Source organism: Nitrosospira multiformis, assembly GCF_900110185.1.
Taxonomy (GTDB): domain Bacteria; phylum Pseudomonadota; class Gammaproteobacteria; order Burkholderiales; family Nitrosomonadaceae; genus Nitrosospira; species Nitrosospira multiformis_A.
Window position 1 is genome coordinate 1 of the sequence record NZ_FOCT01000030.1, and the last position, 4916, is coordinate 4916.

Here is a 4916-nt window from a genome sequence, read left to right on the forward strand (position 1 = left end):
TTACTCCTCGTCTTCCTCTTCCTCGTCTTCCTCATCCTTTTTTTCGGGCTTGAGCACCATCTTGCCCTGCTTGATGCTCTCGTTCAGGTCGGTTTCTGCAACCTCCTTGTGTACCAGGTTCTGGTGACAGTCGATGCAGGTGGCGCCTTCCGTCTCCATCTTCTTGTGCGCAGCCTTGGCATCCGCTCCAGGAGGCTGCGGATTCCTGTGGCAGGCGCGGCAGGTGCGGCTGTCCCACTTCTTGAGATTCATGCGCGCATCGTGCGCCATGATCAAGCGACGCTCGTTGAATTTCTCCAGCGTGGAGTAGTCATTGACCATCTCAAGATAGAGTTCGCGCGCCCCGTCCACCACATGGGTCGCCACCGCCAGGTGGAAGTTCTGCAATCCCTGCGGGATGTGGCAGTCCTTGCAGCCGGGGTTGGCGCCCAGGGCGCCATAGTGCGAGGATTCCTTCAACTCCTCCGCAGGATAAGTCATGGAATGGCAACTGGTGCAGAATTCTGTGGTGGAGACGGCCGCTTCGCCGCCCAATACCACCGCCACCATCACCACGCCCAAGAGTGTGCCCACCAGGAGGGCACTACCTGTCTTCATCGCCATGTCAGTCGTCCGAACCTTTCTCGCCTACCTTGGCGCTGGACTGGAATTCATCGTGATACTTGAACTTGGGATCACCCGTGAAGACCCCATCGAGCTTGTAATGTTCGTGCATGGCCTTGGTGTCCTTGACGTACTTGTCAAAGTTGAAGGTGTATTTCTTGTCCACGTCCGGGGTGAAGGGGGTGTAGGGTTCCTTAGCACCCTTCCACGGGCTGCCCTTGTAGTTCATGTGGCAGGCATTGCAGCTTTCCTCGAAGCTGAAGTCCTGCTCGGCATCGGCCAGCACCTGGCGGGAGGTGGTCTTCTTCGATTTCTCGAAAGCAGCGCCGGATTTGCGGTGGATGCCGCGATACTTGGAGCCGGGTCCATGGCAGGATTCGCAGCCTACCCCGGTCAGGAACTTGCTCGGGTCGTCAATCGTGTAGCCGCCTTCCTTGCCCCAGCCATCCACATGACAGCCGACACAGTCCTTGTCCTTGGTGTAGTCCTTGGCAGGATCGAGCTTGGCCTTCTTCTTGGCTTCGGCCTTGTTGTTGGGCTTCAACGAGTCCATGGCCTTGGCGTGCGCCGTGCTGCCCCAGGATTCGGCCTGGCTCTTGTGACAGGAACTGCATTTCTTGCGGCCTTCAAACGATTGGGCAGACGCGCTGCCGGCCATGACCGCAAACAGTGCTGCTGCGGCCAAGGCGAGTGTCATGCGATGGTTCATCCTTCCTCCTTTTTTCTTTCGGCAAGTATATCCGTTGTTTCCGTTATATCCCTGGATTCTTGTATTTCTTCCAGCTCCATGCGACTACAACCTGATCCGCATCCTGTTTTTCATTGCTTCCTGTTCCTTGTTCTTTTTTACTGTATTTCCCTATTATTGTAATGCTCTTGCAATGATCGCAATGTCAGGACACACTTTTTATTGTGCCCATACTGTATCTCTGGTTCATACAGACGGGTAGCACCAGTACCATCACTCTTTCTGGTACCACTGGTACCGGTAGCACCTGAAGCTCAGCACGGGGGACTCACAAAGCGGGGTCGGGCAGCGGAGGGACGCCGCGACCGTGCTTTAATGTAGGTGTACTGAGTAAAGTGATGTATCAGCAACCGGAGCACTTTTTCCCGTGCACGGTCGCCTTGGAAGTTCAATCACGTAGAGGAGTACCGCGACCGTGCTCAATGCAGATGTGCCGAGCATCTTCGATCTTCGACAGGATTCAGGACGACCGCCTCCCCAACCCTCTCCCTCCCAGGGAGAGAGCCTTGTTCGGAGTTCGGATAAATGAAAGCATTCCCGGATAAGCCCAGGCTACCTTGCTACGTTTTGATGATGGATTCAGTCGGTGACTACAGATGCGGCTGCCGGCAGAAGTGGGTGGTCATTAACCTCTGCTACCGTCTGTCAGTCAACTGCGGATATCGGATTTACTCAGAGGCCGGAGGCAGGGTGGGCGCTGGAAAGGACGCGGCATCATCCGGGGTGGCGCCGGCAGATGCAGGTTCCCTGCCGCCCGGTATCTTGTACACCCAGTAGCCCCCCGTCTGGTAGATGAGATGCACCGCAGTCAGGTCAAGCGGCATCGACTGGGTGAAGGGCAGCATCTGCGCAATCAGGGTCTGGTCGCTTTTGTCATCCTTGAGGAAGTAGCCGCGCACCAGTCTGTCCGACAGGGATTGCAGGGTGTAGGTCTTGTAGTTGTTGTCCTGTACCCATCTCTTGAGATAGTCGACCATGCCATGCATGTTGCCTTCCATCGGGAAGTTGCGATAGGCAACGTCGAACTGGCCCGGACGCATGATGCCAAGCTTGTACAGGTCGGTGACATGAATGGCAAGATAGGCTTCGCGATCGCCCGCCAGTTCGCGCAGGATGGCAGCCCCCGCTTGAGGTTCGGCCATCAGGGCATCGGCAAAGCGCTCGAATTTCTGCGTCTCTTCCCGTCCTGCCTTGCCGCCCCAGAAGTCGTCTTCGTATTTGCGGATGGCGTCAGCCTGCTTCTGCCACGGTGTCGGTATGACGAGGTAATCGGAGAACTGCCCGCTGAACAGGGTGTCGCGCCTGGAGAGAAGCTTGAGCTGGCGCGAGGTGTCCCACCAGCCAAGCACCAGCGCGTCCTTGCCTGCGTACTTGTCGATGGCGGCAGCCAGAGTGGTCAGTTCATTGAGTTTGAGATCGGTGGTGAGCAGCAGCTCACTCGTGCGGTTTTCCCAGTCGAGCCTCACCGGGGTGCCATTGCCCTGCCTGCCCGCGTGCAGCACCGCCAGCGGCTGGGGAATGTCCTCGGCAAAGACTTCATACCGGGCAATGGAAAGATCCGGCCAGCGGCTCAGTCCAAGCTGCGGGAATTTGTCTGCGCTGCCTTCTTCCGCCAGCTGGTAGCGGTAGGGGGCAGGCCCGGGGTTGAACCACGCCCAGGCAAACCACAGGAGCAAAAGAATTCCTCCCGCCACCAGGAGGATGCCCAGTGAGGGGAGGAGTTTGGAGCCAGGCCGCGCCCCCGAGGTGGGGGCAGCGGCGCGGCTAGAGGATGAGGCTGTCAAACTTGTTATCTAACCTTCAGTGCTGATAGGGATTACTGGCGCTCGTTCTTCTCGCGCCGGCGCCAGCCTGCCAGGGCAAGCGTGCCAGCAAGCAGCATGCCGCCACCCAGACCGCCAAGCGAGAGCTTCTCGCTGCTGTCAAGGTCGAACAGGCTTGCCTTGCGCTTGGCATCGAGCTTCGCTACTTTCGCCTGCAACGCCGCCATTTCACGGATCTTGGTGTTCTCGTCCATGACTTCGACGTAGTCGCGGTTCATCGGGCCCCAGCCTTCGGTATAGGTCCAGCCACCCGGGTTGACGTGCGCTAACCCTACGTGCAGCTTGGGAAGGTTGTTCTCTCCCATTTCCAGCACCTTGAGCTCGATCGCAGCAGGGTTGTTGTCCTTGCTCCAGTAGAGCTGGGTGAAGCCTGCGAACATTTCCTTGTCAGGCGGCAGCGGGGTCGGACGATTGGTCTTCTGACCCGTCAGCATCCCTTCCTTGTAGAGCTTCTCAGCCACCGCGTGCGCTTCCTTGTACTTGGCTATGCCGTGCAGCGTGCCCTTGTCCATGAATTCGAGATAGGAGCGGGCAAAACGCTCGGAGTGGCATTGCGTGCAGGTCTTGACCCAGGAGTCAAGCCGCGCTTCCGACCATTCGCTGTTGATGTTCTCGGCAATGCCTGGAACTGCAGGGTAGTTGGCCCAGCGTATCTTCCTCACGACGTTGTGGCTGTACTTGCCTTCATATTCGAAGTGGCAGCCAGCACAGGTGGGCGCAGTCTGCCCTCCCTTGGTGTAGGCGTCCTTCAAGGGTGCGTTCCAGTTCCATTTGTCGCCCATGATCGCAACGGTCTTGCCGTGCTTGCTCATGGAGTAGGCTTCCCAGTTGTTGTGGTCTACCCCGCTGTGACAGGTGGCGCAGGCTTCCGGATGACGCGATTCGGCAGCAGAGAATTCGTGCCGCGTGTGGCAGGAGTCGCATTTGTTCTGGTTGGTGTGGCACATGCTGCAGCCTTCGGCAATCTCGCGCTGCGGCATGGAGGCAAATACCGCTACTTCCACATTCGCCTTCCAGTCCAGTGCGTGCGAGGGGCGTCCCTGCGGCCATTGCTTGTTCGGCCATACCAGGGTGTCCCGCTCGGATTCGCGTTCGGCAAATTCCTGCAGGTGGCAGGTGCCGCATACGTCCGCCGTCGGCATGCGCAGATCCTTCATGTGGTCTGCCTTGTCCTTCTTGTTGATGTCAACGTGGCAGTCAATACACCCTACTTCCTTGAGCTTGTCGTTGGCTCCAAGCTTGCCCATCGAGCGAAGATTCTTCTCCACATCTTCAAGCTTCGCCTTCTTGTAGTACGTCGGGTCTTCAGGCTTCAGATTCCGGATCTTGTCCAGGTTCGCGTGCGTGCTCCGCTTCCAGGCACTCACCCATACCGGCGATTCGTCCGTGTGGCATTTGACGCATTCCTCGCGCGCCGCTACTTCCTTCATCGAGGTCGGCGGCTTGTAGTACGAGGCAGGGTCAAAGTACATGCTCATCGGGATCGGCTCCCAGTACTTCGCCAGCGTGCCACGTCCCGCTCCCTGCGCAGGATCCTTGTAACGCTTCACCAACGCCGAATGCAGTTCCTTCGGCGAGGCCGACTGCTCCAGCTTCAGCGCCTTATACGTCTCTTTGGGAACGCTGGGAAAGTTAGCCCACGTGGCGCCCGCAAACAGCACCCCACACGCAAGCGTAACCAGCCTCAGCCAAGGCTTCATTAACATCTGCTTCTCTCCTTTACTCCGTAATGATGTTGTTGT

At 58.0% G+C, this 4916-nt stretch carries 4 protein-coding genes; all 4 read right to left on the minus strand.

Annotation, left to right across the window (positions count from 1 at the left end; all coding sequences use genetic code 11):
- The 4 genes from BMY01_RS16670 to BMY01_RS16685 all read right to left on the minus strand — a co-directional run bounded on the left by BMY01_RS16670 (position 1) and on the right by BMY01_RS16685 (position 4880).
- Positions 1 to 603 (minus strand): NapC/NirT family cytochrome c, encoded by a 603-nt coding sequence (locus tag BMY01_RS16670; protein ID WP_074749234.1) that lies wholly within the window; start codon positions 601 to 603, stop codon positions 1 to 3.
- A gap of 1 nt (position 604) precedes the next feature.
- On the minus strand, positions 605 to 1312 hold the full coding sequence (cycA, locus tag BMY01_RS16675) for a cytochrome c-550 CycA (protein WP_074709429.1): 708 nt from the start codon (positions 1310 to 1312) through the stop codon (positions 605 to 607).
- Between the two features lie 707 nt (positions 1313 to 2019).
- The gene (haoB, locus tag BMY01_RS16680) at positions 2020 to 3135 is read right to left on the minus strand and encodes a hydroxylamine oxidation protein HaoB (protein WP_074749235.1); all 1116 of its coding nucleotides are present in this window, start codon (positions 3133 to 3135) and stop codon (positions 2020 to 2022) included.
- Between the two features lie 32 nt (positions 3136 to 3167).
- Positions 3168 to 4880, minus strand: a complete 1713-nt coding sequence (locus BMY01_RS16685; RefSeq protein WP_074749236.1) for a multiheme c-type cytochrome — start codon at positions 4878 to 4880, stop codon at positions 3168 to 3170.
- Positions 4881 to 4916: the final 36 nt, after the last annotated feature.

What these genes read in the sequence shown, in the direction of transcription:
- BMY01_RS16670 (WP_074749234.1), bottom strand. Translation starts at nt 603, where the DNA reads ATGGCGATGAAGACAGGTAGTGCCCTCCTGGTGGGCACACTCTTGGGC.
- cycA (WP_074709429.1), bottom strand. Translation starts at nt 1,312, where the DNA reads ATGAACCATCGCATGACACTCGCCTTGGCCGCAGCAGCACTGTTTGCG.
- BMY01_RS16685 (WP_074749236.1), bottom strand. Translation starts at nt 4,880, where the DNA reads ATGTTAATGAAGCCTTGGCTGAGGCTGGTTACGCTTGCGTGTGGGGTG.